Annotated in this window: 13 protein-coding genes; 2 read left to right on the top strand and 11 right to left on the bottom strand. The window is 53.7% G+C overall.

The genetic code is table 11. From position 1 onward, the window contains the following. Positions 1-132: 132 nt before the first annotated feature. The 9 genes from lonB to racE all read right to left on the bottom strand — a co-directional run bounded on the left by lonB (position 133) and on the right by racE (position 9,774). Complete coding sequence (gene lonB, locus NST96_RS09205; RefSeq protein ID WP_003387666.1) at positions 133-1,830, bottom strand: ATP-dependent protease LonB; 1,698 nt, start codon at positions 1,828-1,830, stop codon at positions 133-135. A 285-nt stretch (positions 1,831-2,115) separates the two neighbouring features. After that, entirely contained in the window at positions 2,116-3,381 is a 1,266-nt protein-coding gene (clpX, locus tag NST96_RS09200) for an ATP-dependent protease ATP-binding subunit ClpX (protein WP_003387667.1), read from the bottom strand. Positions 3,382-3,403: 22 nt separating this feature from the next. Next, positions 3,404-3,985 (bottom strand): ATP-dependent Clp endopeptidase proteolytic subunit ClpP, encoded by a 582-nt coding sequence (gene clpP / locus NST96_RS09195; protein WP_003387668.1) that lies wholly within the window; start codon positions 3,983-3,985, stop codon positions 3,404-3,406. A 220-nt stretch (positions 3,986-4,205) separates the two neighbouring features. Beyond that, positions 4,206-5,498 (bottom strand): trigger factor, encoded by a 1,293-nt coding sequence (gene tig, locus NST96_RS09190; protein ID WP_003387669.1) that lies wholly within the window; start codon positions 5,496-5,498, stop codon positions 4,206-4,208. 134 nt (positions 5,499-5,632) lie between these two features. Beyond that, positions 5,633-6,157 (bottom strand): metallophosphoesterase, encoded by a 525-nt coding sequence (locus NST96_RS09185; protein WP_003387671.1) that lies wholly within the window; start codon positions 6,155-6,157, stop codon positions 5,633-5,635. A gap of 29 nt (positions 6,158-6,186) precedes the next feature. Then, the gene (locus NST96_RS09180; RefSeq protein WP_024984471.1) at positions 6,187-6,789 is read right to left on the bottom strand and encodes an XTP/dITP diphosphatase; all 603 of its coding nucleotides are present in this window, start codon (positions 6,787-6,789) and stop codon (positions 6,187-6,189) included. Beyond that, on the bottom strand, positions 6,782-7,564 hold the full coding sequence (rph, locus tag NST96_RS09175) for a ribonuclease PH (protein ID WP_024984470.1): 783 nt from the start codon (positions 7,562-7,564) through the stop codon (positions 6,782-6,784). The genes NST96_RS09180 and rph overlap by 8 nt, the downstream gene beginning before the upstream one ends. A gap of 172 nt (positions 7,565-7,736) precedes the next feature. After that, positions 7,737-8,795 carry a GerMN domain-containing protein gene (locus tag NST96_RS09170; RefSeq protein WP_003387674.1) on the bottom strand — a complete coding sequence of 353 codons (1,059 nt, stop codon included), beginning with the start codon at positions 8,793-8,795 and terminating at the stop codon, positions 7,737-7,739. Positions 8,796-8,943: 148 nt separating this feature from the next. After that, positions 8,944-9,774, bottom strand: a complete 831-nt coding sequence (gene racE, locus NST96_RS09165; RefSeq protein WP_342406110.1) for a glutamate racemase — start codon at positions 9,772-9,774, stop codon at positions 8,944-8,946. 168 nt (positions 9,775-9,942) lie between these two features. Here racE and NST96_RS09160 point away from each other — a divergent pair, with 168 nt between their 5' ends. Next, complete coding sequence (locus NST96_RS09160; RefSeq protein WP_342406109.1) at positions 9,943-10,902, top strand: superoxide dismutase; 960 nt, start codon at positions 9,943-9,945, stop codon at positions 10,900-10,902. Positions 10,903-11,150: 248 nt separating this feature from the next. Then, a complete protein-coding gene (locus tag NST96_RS09155) occupies positions 11,151-11,534 on the top strand; it encodes a DUF3899 domain-containing protein (RefSeq protein ID WP_243014760.1) in 384 nt (127 codons plus the stop codon). Here the strand turns inward: NST96_RS09155 and NST96_RS09150 are convergent. Both NST96_RS09150 and NST96_RS09145 read right to left on the bottom strand, forming a co-directional pair. Further along, positions 11,525-12,472, bottom strand: coding sequence for an oligopeptide/dipeptide ABC transporter ATP-binding protein (locus NST96_RS09150; protein ID WP_003387679.1), 948 nt, complete (start codon positions 12,470-12,472; stop codon positions 11,525-11,527). The two genes, NST96_RS09155 and NST96_RS09150, sit on opposite strands and share 10 nt — an antisense overlap. Next, entirely contained in the window at positions 12,469-13,491 is a 1,023-nt protein-coding gene (locus NST96_RS09145; protein WP_003387681.1) for an ABC transporter ATP-binding protein, read from the bottom strand. The genes NST96_RS09150 and NST96_RS09145 overlap by 4 nt, the downstream gene beginning before the upstream one ends. Positions 13,492-13,502 lie beyond the last annotated feature (11 nt).

The following is a 13,502-nucleotide window of genomic DNA, read 5'->3' as shown; positions in this document are numbered from 1 at the left end:
AAACGGCTCCTGAACAGCCGTTTTTGGTCACCAAGACACGCTGCTTTCTCCCTTCTTTTGGAGAAAGTCGAAGCTTCTTACCATTGTAGCGCAAACACATTCCAATGTCTAATTTCAAGGTGCGATCCTTCTTTACAAGGAGAGTGGCGAGGACGCCAGGTCTTCTGCAGGCAGCTGCAGCGTAAATCCGGCACTTTCAACCTCCGGCTCGGCATGATCCTTAAAAGCCAGCTCCAAAACCTGCTGCACAGTTGAAACAGGAATGACTTCGATCCCCTTCATGTCGGAAAACAGGCTTTGCCAGTTCTCTTCCGGGATAAACACACGCGTCGCTCCTGCTGCGCGGGCAGCCTCCACCTTGGCCACTACTCCGCCGACAGGCTTCACCTTTCCGTGAATGCTGACTTCCCCCGTCATCGCCAGCAGATTATCTACCGGAATTTCCTTGATCGCAGAATAGATGGCTGTCGTAATCGCGATACCAGCAGATGGCCCATCTACAGGCACTCCGCCAGGGAAGTTGATGTGGAGATCGTAATTGTAAGGGTGGATGCCCAAGCGGTGCAGCACTGTCAGAACGTTGTCGATCGAACCCTTGGCCATGGACTTGCGCCTGATCGTTCTGCTTCTGCCGCCGATTTCCTCCTCTTCGGCGAGGCCGGTCGTCGTGATGCGTCCGTTTCCTGCGATCGCTGCACGTGTCGCAGTTACTTCCAGTTCCATTACGCTGCCCATATTCGGTCCGTAGACGGCCAGACCGTTGACCAAACCGACCTGCGGAGTGGAGTGTACCTGCTTTTCCTGTCTCGGCGACTTTTGACTGCTATGAACGACCCATTCGACATCGGAGGACTGTATAACTTTTCTCTCCTCCGTCAAGGCAATCCCTGCGGCGATCTGCACCGTATTGATCGCTTCCCGTCCATTGGTCGCGTACCGCTCAATCACATGTACAGCGGCATCCTCCATCGTCATGTCCATTTTCGAAACAGCCGTACGAACGATGCTGCCGATCTCGGCCGGTTTGAGCGGACGGAAAAAGATTTCCAGACAGCGGGAACGAAGAGCGGCAGGCAATTCCTCCGGCATCCTCGTCGTTGCTCCGACCAGGCGAAAATCAGCCGGGAGCCCGTACTTGAATACTTCGTGTATATGCGAAGGAATCTGCGTGTTTTCTTCGCTGTAGTAGGCACTCTCCAGCATGACTTTTCGGTCTTCCAATACTTTCAGCAGCTTATTCATCTGAACGGGGTGAAGCTCCCCGATCTCATCCAAAAACAGTATGCCTCCATGCGCTTTGGTCACGGCTCCGGGCTTTGGCTGCGGCACCCCGGCTTGGCCCAAGGCACCCGCCCCCTGGTAAATGGGATCGTGGACAGAGCCGATCAACGGGTCGGCGATGCCTCTCTCATCAAAACGGGCAATCGTGGCGTCTATTTCGACAAATTTGGCTTCCGAATTGAAAGGCGACATCTTGTTTTTCTTCGCTTCTTCCAATACTACCCGCGCAGCAGCCGTCTTCCCAACGCCCGGGGGTCCGTAAATGATCACATGCTGCGGATTGGGACCGCACAGAGCTGCGCGCAGCGCTCTCAGGCCGTCCTCCTGCCCGACAATTTCTTCCATAGCAGCAGGCCGTGTTTTTTCTGACAGCGGCTCGGTCAAGGCAATCATGCGCATCCGGCGCAACTGATCCAGATCTTTGCGCGATTCCTTTTCGGTTGAGGTCTTGTTGGCCCGCTGGGTTCGCAGCAAATTCCAAAAGTAGGTTCCTATGATAATCCCGACAATCACTTCAATGCAGGCAATGACTAGTGTCGTATAGTTCATCCGCAGTCCCTCCCATGCTCACTGGCAACTATTTAGCAGGCTGTCCGTACTCGTCGGCGTTACTATCCCAGAACGGCCTTTCGTTCGCGTCTCTTGAACTATAATGAGTAGTATTGCCTCGCAGTGCGGGACATAAACTCAAAAACGAGCAGGTCCCGTCTATTGCCGTGATGCAGAAAGCCGAATTGGAGGTTAGATCTGGACTTGGCCGTGAAAAAGAAAAAAGTCCGTCCCCGACGAAAAAAACCACCTCGGGTTGAGGTGGTTTCTGCGCATTAGTATGAATCAGGCACTCTCGTGCTTTCGCTCCTGGCCTTCCTTTGTCAAAAGCTGGGGCTTCACTTTATCGCGAACCGTTTCTTCCGTGATGACGCATTTGCTCACGTCTTCACGAGACGGCAGCTCGTACATCATATCCAGCATGATCTGCTCGATGATGGCACGAAGTCCGCGCGCACCCGTATTGCGCTTGATCGCTTCCTTGGCGATCTGGCTCAATGCCCCTGCATCGAACTCCAGCTCGACGTTATCAAGGCTCATCAGCTTCTGGAACTGTTTGACCAACGCATTTTTCGGCTCGGTGAGAATTTTCACCAGCGTCTCTTCATCCAGCGGTTCGAGCGTGGCAAGAACCGGCAGACGGCCGACGAATTCCGGGATCAAGCCAAACTTCAACAAATCCTCCGGCAAGACGTACTTCAGGTACTCGCCTTGCTTGAGGTCGCCTTTTACGCCTTCGTTCATATCTGTGCCAAAGCCGATTACTTTTTTGCCCAGACGGCGCTTGATAATCTGTTCAACACCGTCAAACGCACCGCCGCAGATGAACAGGATATTGGAGGTATCGATCTGGATGAACTCTTGATGCGGATGCTTGCGGCCGCCTTGTGGCGGAACACTTGCAACCGTTCCTTCCAGAATCTTCAGCAGGGCCTGCTGTACACCTTCACCGGATACGTCGCGGGTAATCGACGGATTTTCCGATTTGCGTGCGACTTTATCGATCTCATCAATGTAGATTATGCCTTTTTCGGCCTTTTCCACATCGTAATCTGCCGCCTGAATCAGTTTCAGAAGAATGTTTTCCACATCTTCGCCCACATAACCCGCTTCGGTCAGCGATGTCGCATCAGCGATGGCAAACGGAACATTTAAAATCCGCGCCAGTGTTTGGGCCAGCAGCGTTTTACCGCTGCCCGTCGGTCCGATCAGCAGGATGTTGGATTTTTGCAGCTCCACATCCTCGATCTTGGCACCGGAATTGATCCGTTTATAGTGGTTGTAAACCGCAACCGAGAGAGATTTTTTCGCCATGTCCTGCCCGATCACATAATCGTCGAGGATGTTGCGAATTTCCATCGGCTTCGGAATTTCTTTCATGTCGATTTCTTCTTCGGTACCCAGCTCTTCCTGAACGATTTCATTGCACAACTCGATGCACTCATCACAAATGTAAACGCCAGGTCCAGCAACGAGCTTCCTTACCTGCTCCTGGGATTTTCCGCAGAACGAGCATTTCAGCTGTCCTTTATCATCATTAAACTTAAACATGCGCGTATCACCTCACACCGGGTCAGTTTTTCCGTTCAATAATGGCATCGATCAATCCGTAGGCTTTGGCTTCCTCTGCGCTCATAAAGTTGTCACGATCGCTATCTTTTTCCACGCGCTCATAAGGCTGACCGGACCGGTCCGCCAAAATCTGGGTCAGCTGCTTCTTTGTTTTCAAAATCCATTCGGTATGAATCCGAATGTCCTCTGCTTGACCGCGGACTCCGCCCAGTGGCTGGTGAATCATCACTTCACTGTTGGGCAGGGCGAAGCGTTTTCCCTTTGCGCCTGCTGTCAGAAGCACGGCTCCCATGCTTGCAGCCATACCGACGCAAATAGTGGAGACATCGGGCTTGATAAATTGCATCGTGTCGTAAATGGCAAGTCCCGCAGTCACGGAACCGCCTGGAGAGTTTATGTAGAGACTGATGTCTTTTTCCGGATCCTCTGCTTGCAAGAAAAGCAATTGAGCGACTACGACATTGGCCACTTCATCGTCAATTTCACTGCCGAGAAAAATAATCCGGTCCTTCAGGAGCCGCGAATAAATATCGTATGCGCGTTCTCCCCGATTGGTCTGTTCGATTACCATTGGAATTAACATATGTATTTCCTCCTCTGTCAGCAAAAGAGGTATTGCAGCTTACCCTGGCGGTTTTTTGGCCGCCGGCCGGCTGCAGATGAAGCATTTCCCGCTTGTACGGCGGGACGGATACAAAAAAGAAACGCGATGGTGAAAAACAAGGCACGAGGGTATCGTGCCTTGGTATCGAAGGTTCGGGAACGAAAATTCGCCCCCGAACGATCATGCGGTCTTCCTAAGATTATGCACTAACTTTGCTTTCTGCAACCAGGAAATCGACTGTTTTGCGAGTTTGCACATCACGGTACAGTGCAGCCAGTCCGTCTTGCGCAGTGAAAATTTTGCGAAGCTCGTCAGCTGGACGGCCGTAAACGCCAGACAGTTTTTCCAACTCAGCAGTTACATCCTCTTCACTGACTTCGATGTTTTCTGCTTTTCCGATTGCTTCCAGCACCAGAGAAGTGCGAACACGGGAAGTAGCGTCAGCGCGCAGTTGATCACGCAGTTGGCTTTCATCCATGCCGGAGAATTGGTAGTACAGATCCAGAGTCAGACCTTGGAATTGCAGGCGTTGTCCGAACTCATTGACCATTTGATCCAGTTCGTGTTCGATCATGACTTCTGGAATATCGATTTCAGCGTTTTCAGCCGCTTTCAGAACGAGCTGCTCGCGCACGTATTGTTCCTTGTCCTGTGCAGCTTTCTCTTCCAGCTTTTTCTTGGAGTCTGCTTTCAGTTCGTCCAATGTATCGAACTCGCTTACGTCCTTGGCAAACTCGTCGTCCAATGCCGGCAGGTTTTTGCGCTTCAGGCTGTTCAGCTTCACTTTGAAAACAGCTTCTTTGCCAGCCAGGTTCGGAGAGTGGTACTCTTCCGGGAATGTTACGGTGATCTCTTTTTCCTCGCCGATGTTCATGCCGACAACCTGCTCTTCAAAACCAGCGATGAACGTTCCGGAACCGAGCTCCAGAGAATAGTCTTCCGCTTTGCCGCCTTCAAATGCCACTCCATCCTGGAAGCCTTCGAAGTCGATCATTACGACATCGCCGTTTTGAGCTTGGCCTTCTTCTACAGCAACCAGCTCGGCGTGACGCTCTTGCATGCGCTTCAGTTCAGCGTCTACATCCTCGTCAGTTACCGCGAACTCTTTCGGCTCGATGGTCAGGTTTTTGTATTCGCCCAGTTTTACTTCCGGCTTAACAGTAACTGTCGCCTTGAAGATCAGGCTTTTGCCTTTTTCCATTTGTTCTACGTCTACTTCCGGACGGTCCACAGGCTCGATGCCCGTTTCGCGAACAGCTTGTCCGTAAGCGGTTGGAAGAATGATATCAAGCGCATCCTGATAGAGAGATTCCACGCCAAAACGCGCTTCGAACATTTTGCGCGGTACTTTTCCCTTGCGGAAGCCTGGTACATTAACCTTTTTTGAAACTTTTTTGAACGCCTGGTCAAGTGCTGCATCTACTTGCGTAGCGTCTACTTCTACCGTCAGGACTCCCTGGTTATTCTCTAACTTTTCCCATTTTGCTGCCACGTAAACTTCCCCTCCTAGATTGATTCAAGAGAAACACGCCTGTCGGGTCTGGCAAGGACCGTGATGACAGGGCGGTGCAATTCTAGCCATTATAACCATTCAAGTATAGCACATATTCTCCATTTTTCAAGAAGTCAGCTCCGCAGGGAAAAAGTTCCCCCCAGCTTCGGAGCTACCTTGCCCTTGTGGTCGTAGTAGGTTACCTGAACGACCACGGCCGACTCTTTTTGCTCGACTTTTTTCAAAATCGCATATGTCGGGACATCATACCCCCGCGGAAGCTGCAGGCTCCCCGGATTCAAAAAAAGGATGTCGCGCTCAACTGCGCATCCCGGCACGTGGGAATGACCGAACAGCACTACGTTCGCCCCTGTTTCCTCTGCTCGGTAATGAAGGCGCAGCAGCGAGCTTTTCACGCCAAACAGATGTCCATGTGTCTGGAGGATCGTAAGTCCCTTCCAGGAGGTCTTCCTCTCTGTCGGCACGTCCGAAGGGAAATCGCAATTTCCCTTGACCAGCTTCATGCCCGAAAACGGCTCGCGCTGATGGTCGACGCAGTAATCGCCGCAGTGAAAGACCATCTCCGCCTTGTGTCTTTCGACTACTTCCTTTACTTCACGGACCAGTCCATGGGTATCGCTCAGGATGAGAATGCTCACTTTTCCTCACTCTCCTTGCGTACACTGAATTACTCGCCGGACTTTAAGGTCGTCAGCAAATTCTGCATGGCCATGGCGCGGTGGCTGATCTGATTTTTTTCCTCGGATGTCAGCTCGGCCATCATTTTCTTTTGCTGCGGCAGATAAAAAACCGGGTCGTAGCCGAAGCCGTTGGTGCCTTTTGGTTCGCGGGCGATCACACCCTCGCAGGAGCCCGCTGCCACTACCGGCTCCCGTCCCGGCTCCACGAGGGCGAGTACGCAGCGAAATCTCGCCGTCCTCTGCTCGTCCGGCACGTCAGCCAGCTCGCCCAGCAGTTTTCGCCAGTTGGCTTCATCAGACGCATTCTCGCCGGAGTACCGGGCGGAGTAGACGCCGGGACGGCCGCCCAGCGCATCTACCTCCAGACCGGAATCGTCACCGACTGCCGGCATGTTCAAGTATGTAGAAATGGTTACAGCTTTTTTCAGTGCGTTGGCTTCAAACGTATCGCCGTCCTCCACCACTTCCGGAACGCCTTCGAACGCATCCAGGCTGATTCCTTCCCATCCCAATTCTGCAAAGAGCTTGTTAAACTCCTTCACTTTTCCTTTGTTCCGCGTAGCGAGTACGACTTTTTTCGGTTCAGACATGATTTTCCTCCGCCTCTTTCTCCTGATCGCCTTCGCCTTTGTTCTCAAAAGAGAGCGTCAGCTCGGACAAGGCCTCCCTTTGAGCGGCAAATAGCTGGTCAATGCCCTTTTTCGCCAGTGCAAGCAGCTCCTGCAGCTGTTCTACGGAAAAAGGAGCCTCTTCCCCGGTGCCTTGCAGCTCGACGAATTTTCCTTCCCCGGTCATCACGATGTTCATATCGACCGTCGCTGTCGAGTCTTCCTTGTAGTTCAGATCAAGCAAGACTTCCCCGTCGATAATTCCGACAGATGTCGCTGCGAGAAAATCAGTCAGCGGGTACTGTTTCCACGTACCGTTTTCGACGAGCTTTGACATTGCTTCTACCATCGCCACGTAGGCTCCGGTAATCGACGCTGTCCGGGTGCCTCCGTCCGCCTGGATTACGTCGCAGTCCAGCCAGATCGTACGTTCACCCATCGCTTCCAGTTGAACGACAGACCGCAGTGCCCGACCGATCAGACGCTGGATTTCCATGGTTCGCCCTGCCACTTTCCCTTTGGAAGACTCTCGGGCATTGCGTGATTCCGTAGCCCGGGGGAGCATGGCGTATTCGGCTGTAATCCATCCTTTGCCGCCACCGCGCATGAACGGCGGAACGCGGTCCTCCAGCGTCGCCGTGCAGATTACTTTGGTGTCTCCCACCTCGATCAGGCAAGAACCTTCCGCGTGCTTGATGTAATTCCGCGTAATCTTAACAGGACGCAGTTGGTCATGGGTGCGGCCATCATTTCTCATTCCATGTTCCTCCTAGTGTACTTTCATCAACTCCGCCCATTATACCAGAGAGACAAAACCACTTGCCACTCTGCACGGGGTTTGACTTGCGCAGGTGCGTTGAAAGTTTGCCGGCCGACTTTCGGAAAAGCAAAACCACGCCGGGACCAGAGGCGTGGAATGATATCCTTCCTTAATATTGGATCGGGTTGATGTGAACGGACCGGCTGACCGGCTTGCTGAAATCAAAGCTTCCGCTCTTGAGCGGCTTGCCTTCCACCATGAGCTGAACATTTTTCGCTCCCGTACTGTCGGAAAGCGACAACACCAGCGATTCCAAAGCCTCCGGACTCGCTTCCCTGCCGTCATCGTATTTCAGGATATCATCGCTCAGATTGACAGTGACCAGCCCGTTTTCCTGGCGAACATCGAGAACGCGGGTCGTCTGCAGCAGCGAGCTGAAAAGAGGCGAGCCTTCTTTTGGTCCCTTGATCAATTCCTCTACAGCTGCTTTGGCAAGGTTCTCTGTTTCTGGCACCAGCCTCGTCACCGGTACAAAATACGTCCGTTTGTCATCGAGCTGCCCCTGAAAATAGACGGTGACCGAGGACGTTTTCCCGGGTACCGCCCCCTCTCCGAGCTCCACGTTGACTCCCTGATTGCGGTCGAGGTACGTGGTTGGCGTGTTGCTTGCCGGCATTTCCGAGAGCGGCGTGCCGTTTACCCAGATCTGTACCGATTTTACGTTGCCAAACTCAGTGAGTGCCCGCGTCACCGCATCGACAATCTTTTTTTCCTGCTTTTCGTCGTACTTCTTAAACTCCTTGGAAAAGTCGACCGTAGCCACACCTTCCTTGATGACAAGCCCCTTTACCTCTGTCCCTTTTGGCAGGACGGCCGAAAAACCGCTGGGCAGCATGCTCTCTACCGGACCGCCTTTCACCATGTAGGTCAGTACCTGCTTTGCCATGCCTTCCACCTTTGGCAGCGTCAACGATACAGGTACGACGTATCCATTATTATCAAGCAGATAAACGGTTCGGTCGACCGATTCCTGTGTTGCCGCCACTGTCTCTCCGGCTGCAGCGTCTGCGGGGGTTTGGGTACCTGGCGTCTCCACCGCCACTTCCGACAACGGGGGCGGGTCGATGCTGGTCGCTTCCTTTTCCGGCCCAAACAATCCGCACCCTGAAAGCAGCAGGGCGCTAACCCCGATCACGGCCGTCATTTTGCCGATGCGTCGTATTTCCATGTTATCCAGCCTCCTCCAGACACTTTGTACTAACATGTATACGAGCATGGCTTGGGTTTATGCGTTGTTTGTCCGCAAAAAGGAAGGTTCTTTCGCGTCAATCAGAGAATGACTGACGAAAAAGAACCTCCTGCGTTTATTTGCCGACTCAGGATTGATACAGCTTTTCCAGCGACCTGCTTTCAACCTGTACCGGAAAGCCCAGCCATTCTTCCGCTATTCGCTGGAAGGAAAGCGCATTTCCGCTCGTGTAAAAGCAGTGTATGGGAGGATCTGCAGGTCGCTCTTTTCCCCGCGCCAAACCGTTCGTGACGTCTCCCAGCAACCGGCTTACCTCGCGTGCCGTTTCCTCCGCCGAGCTGATGAGGGCAACCCCCGATCCGACGGCTTTCTGAATCAATGGCGCAAGCAGCGGATAGTGCGTGCACCCGAGAATCAAGGTGTCCAGTTCGAGACCCTGCAACGGCTCAAGGGTCCGCTCCACCTCTTTTTGCGCTTCCTCTGAATGCTGACAATGCGTCTCCACCAGAGGCACGAAGGCAGGACAAGCAAGTCCGACTACACATGAATCGGGTCTCAATCGCTTGACAGCCTGCTCATATGCTTTGGTGCGGATCGTGGTTTCTGTTCCGATCACCCCAATCCGGTTTGTTTTCGTTACGCCTATCGCTGCCCTTGCCCCCGGCTCGATTACCCCAATGACCGGCAACGGAAGCCTTCTCCTCGCTTCTTCCAGCACCACCGCTGTCGCTGTGTTGCAGGCAATGACGAGCGCCTTGATCGGAAACTTCGAGACAAACTCAATCATCTGAAAACTGTAGGCACGTATCTCTTCCGACGTTCTGGACCCGTAAGGACAGCGGGCATTATCGCCGAAATATAGAATGGATTCACCGGGCAACTGCCGCATGACTTCTTTGGCAACAGTCAGCCCCCCCACTCCGGAATCAATGATTGCTATAGATTCATGGTCGCTCATCGGTGTGTCTCCCCTGTTGTGTTGTCCATACCTAATAGCATACCACTTCCTTTTATTTTCGCTACTACCATATGCGCTGGATATTTACCATGTACTCCGCGAATGCCGCACACTCTCTGGGCTTCTGTCATACGTTGTAGATGAGATTGCAAGCGAGGAGGAAAACCATTGCAGGAGCATACCCGACACCTGTCCAACTGGAGCCAGTGGGGCATTCAATGGATTGAGCATCTCCGCCGCCAGCATCGCTTCAATCGCGAACTGGAAAGGCATATGCACAAATTTGAAGAAGCCTTTAGCCAAATAGGCCGCAGGGCGAATTCACTTAAAAATGAGGAATCCGCAACAGCCATTCCTGCGCTTATGCAACAGGCAGAAGCTGTACAGCAGCAATTCCACCAGTTCCTGCGTCTGATCCAGGACCGCGAAAAACAGGAGCCCGAAGTCAGCCAGTCGGTCTATCCGCCTGCTCGCCAACCGGCACCGATACCCATCGCTCGCCCTGTACCTATAGGCAAGCATACATTGCCCCCGATTCCCTATGCCTACGATGCACTGGAGCCGTATATCGATGCCGAGACGATGCGCATCCATCACGACAAGCTGCATCGCAAGTACGTAGAGGATCTCAACAAGGCGGAGAGTAAGCTTGCGGAAGCTCGCGCCAGAAACGACTTTGAGCTCGTCCGTCACTGGGAACGGGAGCTGGCCTTCAACGGAGCCGGACATTACCTCCATACGATTTTTTGGAACGTAATGAGTCCGGAGGGCGGCGGCGAGCCGACGGGAGATCTCGCGCGACAGCTCGCCCGCGATTTTGGCTCATTCGCCGCGTTTCAAGCCCATTTCTCCCAGGCCGCCGAAAAAGTAGAGGGTCCGGGCTGGGCCATTCTCGTCTGGTCCCCGCGTGCACAGCACCTGGAGATTTTGCAGGCCGAAAAGCATCAGAATCTGTCACAATGGGATGTCATCCCGCTGCTCGTCCTCGATGTCTGGGAGCATTCCTATTTCTTGCGGTACAAGAACGACCGGGCCCACTACGTGGAAAACTGGTGGAAGCTGGTCAACTGGCCCTATGTCGAGGAGCGGTTTCAACAAGCGAGAAATCTTCGCTGGCAGCCATTTTGACAAGGAAACCTGTAGAAACCAAAGCCTATCCAAAAGCTGCTTCATCAAAATATCCCCGGCCGGAGCTTGCGGCACGGGGATATTTGTTGGCCATCCACACTCGCCGCCTTTCGTATTGATCAGAAGCTATTACAAGTTTCCTAAGCTTCCAAAGGTTTAGACACAAGAGAGCGGAAAAATAAGTTATCATAGGAATATAGAATTATGAATCCGTTCAACCTCACTGTACAAAGGACGTGGATCACACCATGAGCAAACGGCTCGCATACCTGCTCCCCGCGGCGCTGCTGCTCGCACTCGCCGCAGGATTCCTCTTCTCTTCGCAGACGCTCCTGGGGCTGATCAACCAAAGCTTTCTAGCGGGACTGTTTTTATTGCTTCTCGGCAGCATCGCTCTGGTGCTTCGCTCCGGCTTTTTCACTGTGTTCTTCCAAGGCTTCAAGCAATTAAAGCTGCTTTTTTTCAAGCGGCCCAGGGTCATGGAAAGCGATTGGTTTCAAGAAAAGGACCCGGTATTGCAAAAAAAGACAGAGACGCTGATCCGAGTCTGCACGTCTCTGTCATTGTGGGCGGGGGCTGCCCTGCTGATGTTTTCGGTTGTGCTAACTTGCTTCTATCTCTATCAGTCGTAAAGGTGGCAGGCTACCCAGTGGCCTGCCTCCGCTTCTTTCCAGACAGGCTCTTCCAGTGCACAGCGCTCGGTCGCCTTCGGACAGCGGGTACGGAATCCGCAGCCGCTCGGGCGGTTGGCCGGGCTTGGCAGGTCTCCCTGCAAAATAATTCTCTCCCGCTTGACGGTCGGGTCTGGTACCGGCACCGAGGAGAGCAGCGCCTGCGTATACGGATGAAGCGGCAGCTTGTACAATTCGTTGCTGGTTGCAAGCTCTACCATTTTCCCCAAATACATGACGCCGATGCGCGTCGAGATATGCTTCACCATCGACAGATCATGGGCAATGAACAGATAAGTAAGCCCGCGCTCCGCCTGCAAATCCTCCAGCAGATTGACCACCTGCGCCTGAATCGAAACGTCCAGGGCGGAAATCGGCTCGTCCGCAATGATAAATTCAGGCTCCACCGCAAGCGCCCTGGCGATGCCGATCCGCTGCCGCTGACCGCCGCTGAATTCATGCGGAAAACGGGAAGCGTGTTCCTTTCTCAGGCCGACGAGCTGCAGCAGCTCGGTAACGCGCTCCCGGCGCATTCCCCTGGCGAGGCCGTGGATGTCCAGTCCCTCTGCAATAATGTCCTCCACCGTCATCCGCGGATTCAGACTCGCCTGCGGGTCCTGGAAGATCATCTGTACATCCCGGTTGAACTGGCCCGCTTCCTTCCCTTTCAGGCGATGGACGTTCTTTCCTTTGTACAGCACTTCTCCGTCCGTATTTTCGTAAAGACGGATGATCGTCCGCCCCAGCGTAGACTTTCCGCAGCCGCTCTCTCCCACCAGGCCGAGCGTCTCGCCCTGCCTGATGGAAAATGTCACGCCGTCGACCGCCTTCAAAAGCTGGCCGTTTCCGATATGAAAGTGCTTCTTCAGGTTGTTTACTTCTACCAAGCTGTCTTTCATTCTCCCTGCCTCCCTGCTGCAACCAATTCCTCGATACGCGGCGCACGCGGATCATGCAACCAGCAGGCTGCCTGATGTCCCGGCTCGAACGTGCTGATCTCGGGCATTTGCTGATTGCAGATTTCCATGGCGTAATCGCAGCGGGCTGCAAAAGGACAGCCCTTCGGCGGGTTGAACAAGTCCGGCGGCGTTCCGTCGATCGGGACAAGCCGCTGCTTTTCCTCTCCGTCAATTCGCGGCAGAGAACGCATCAGACCCCATGTATACGGGTGGCGCGGCGCGGCAAACACGTCTTCAACCGTTCCCGTCTCCACCACGATCCCCGCGTACATGACAACCATGCGGTGGGCGATTTCAGACACGACGCCGAGATCATGGGTAATGATGACGACAGAGAGCTCCTGCTCCTCCTGCAGACGCCGCAGCAGGTCGAGGATTTGTGCTTGAATCGTCACGTCCAGCGCTGTCGTCGGCTCGTCTGCGATGACAAGCTGGGGCTGGCACGCCAGTGCGATCGCGATGACGACACGCTGGCGCATCCCGCCGCTGAATTGGTGCGGATACTGGTCGACCCGTTTTTCCGGATCGGGAATCCCGACGAGACGCAGCATCTCAATCGCGCGTTTTTGCGCTTCCTCGCGGGTTACCTGATGGTTGCGGATAAATCCTTCGACGATTTGCGTTCCGACCTTCATCGTCGGATTGAGCGCAGTCATCGGGTCCTGGAACACCATCCCGATCTTGGAGCCGCGGATTTGCATCCACTCTTTTTTCGTCAGATGGGTGATGTCGCTTCCTTCAAAGACGATCTTTCCGTCCACGATCCGGCCCGGAGGATTGGGAATCAAGCCCATGATCGCCTGGGCGGTTACGCTTTTTCCGCAGCCGCTCTCGCCGACGATCGCCAGCGTCTCCCCTTTGTCCACATGGAAGGATACGCCACGAACAGCTTGTACTTCGCCGCCGTATGTCTTAAAGTTCACTTTCAGGTTGTCAATCGTTAGCAGATGTTTTTCCATCGCGGTTCCTC

The sequence above is a fragment of the Brevibacillus sp. FSL K6-2834 genome, from assembly GCF_038592925.1.
Taxonomy (GTDB): Bacteria; Bacillota; Bacilli; order Brevibacillales; family Brevibacillaceae; genus Brevibacillus; species Brevibacillus borstelensis.
Note: the sequence above shows the minus strand (reverse complement) of the source record. Positions and strands in the feature narration are given on the sequence as shown.

Bases quoted from the DNA above. Each gene is read 5' to 3' on its own strand.
- lonB (WP_003387666.1), bottom strand. From the start codon at position 1,830: ATGAACTATACGACACTAGTCATTGCCTGCATTGAAGTGATTGTCGGG.
- clpX (WP_003387667.1), bottom strand. From the start codon at position 3,381: ATGTTTAAGTTTAATGATGATAAAGGACAGCTGAAATGCTCGTTCTGC.
- clpP (WP_003387668.1), bottom strand. From the start codon at position 3,985: ATGTTAATTCCAATGGTAATCGAACAGACCAATCGGGGAGAACGCGCA.
- NST96_RS09180 (WP_024984471.1), bottom strand. From the start codon at position 6,789: ATGTCTGAACCGAAAAAAGTCGTACTCGCTACGCGGAACAAAGGAAAA.
- rph (WP_024984470.1), bottom strand. From the start codon at position 7,564: ATGAGAAATGATGGCCGCACCCATGACCAACTGCGTCCTGTTAAGATT.
- NST96_RS09170 (WP_003387674.1), bottom strand. From the start codon at position 8,795: ATGGAAATACGACGCATCGGCAAAATGACGGCCGTGATCGGGGTTAGC.
- racE (WP_342406110.1), bottom strand. From the start codon at position 9,774: ATGAGCGACCATGAATCTATAGCAATCATTGATTCCGGAGTGGGGGGG.
- NST96_RS09155 (WP_243014760.1), top strand. From the start codon at position 11,151: ATGAGCAAACGGCTCGCATACCTGCTCCCCGCGGCGCTGCTGCTCGCA.
- NST96_RS09150 (WP_003387679.1), bottom strand. From the start codon at position 12,472: ATGAAAGACAGCTTGGTAGAAGTAAACAACCTGAAGAAGCACTTTCAT.
- NST96_RS09145 (WP_003387681.1), bottom strand. From the start codon at position 13,491: ATGGAAAAACATCTGCTAACGATTGACAACCTGAAAGTGAACTTTAAG.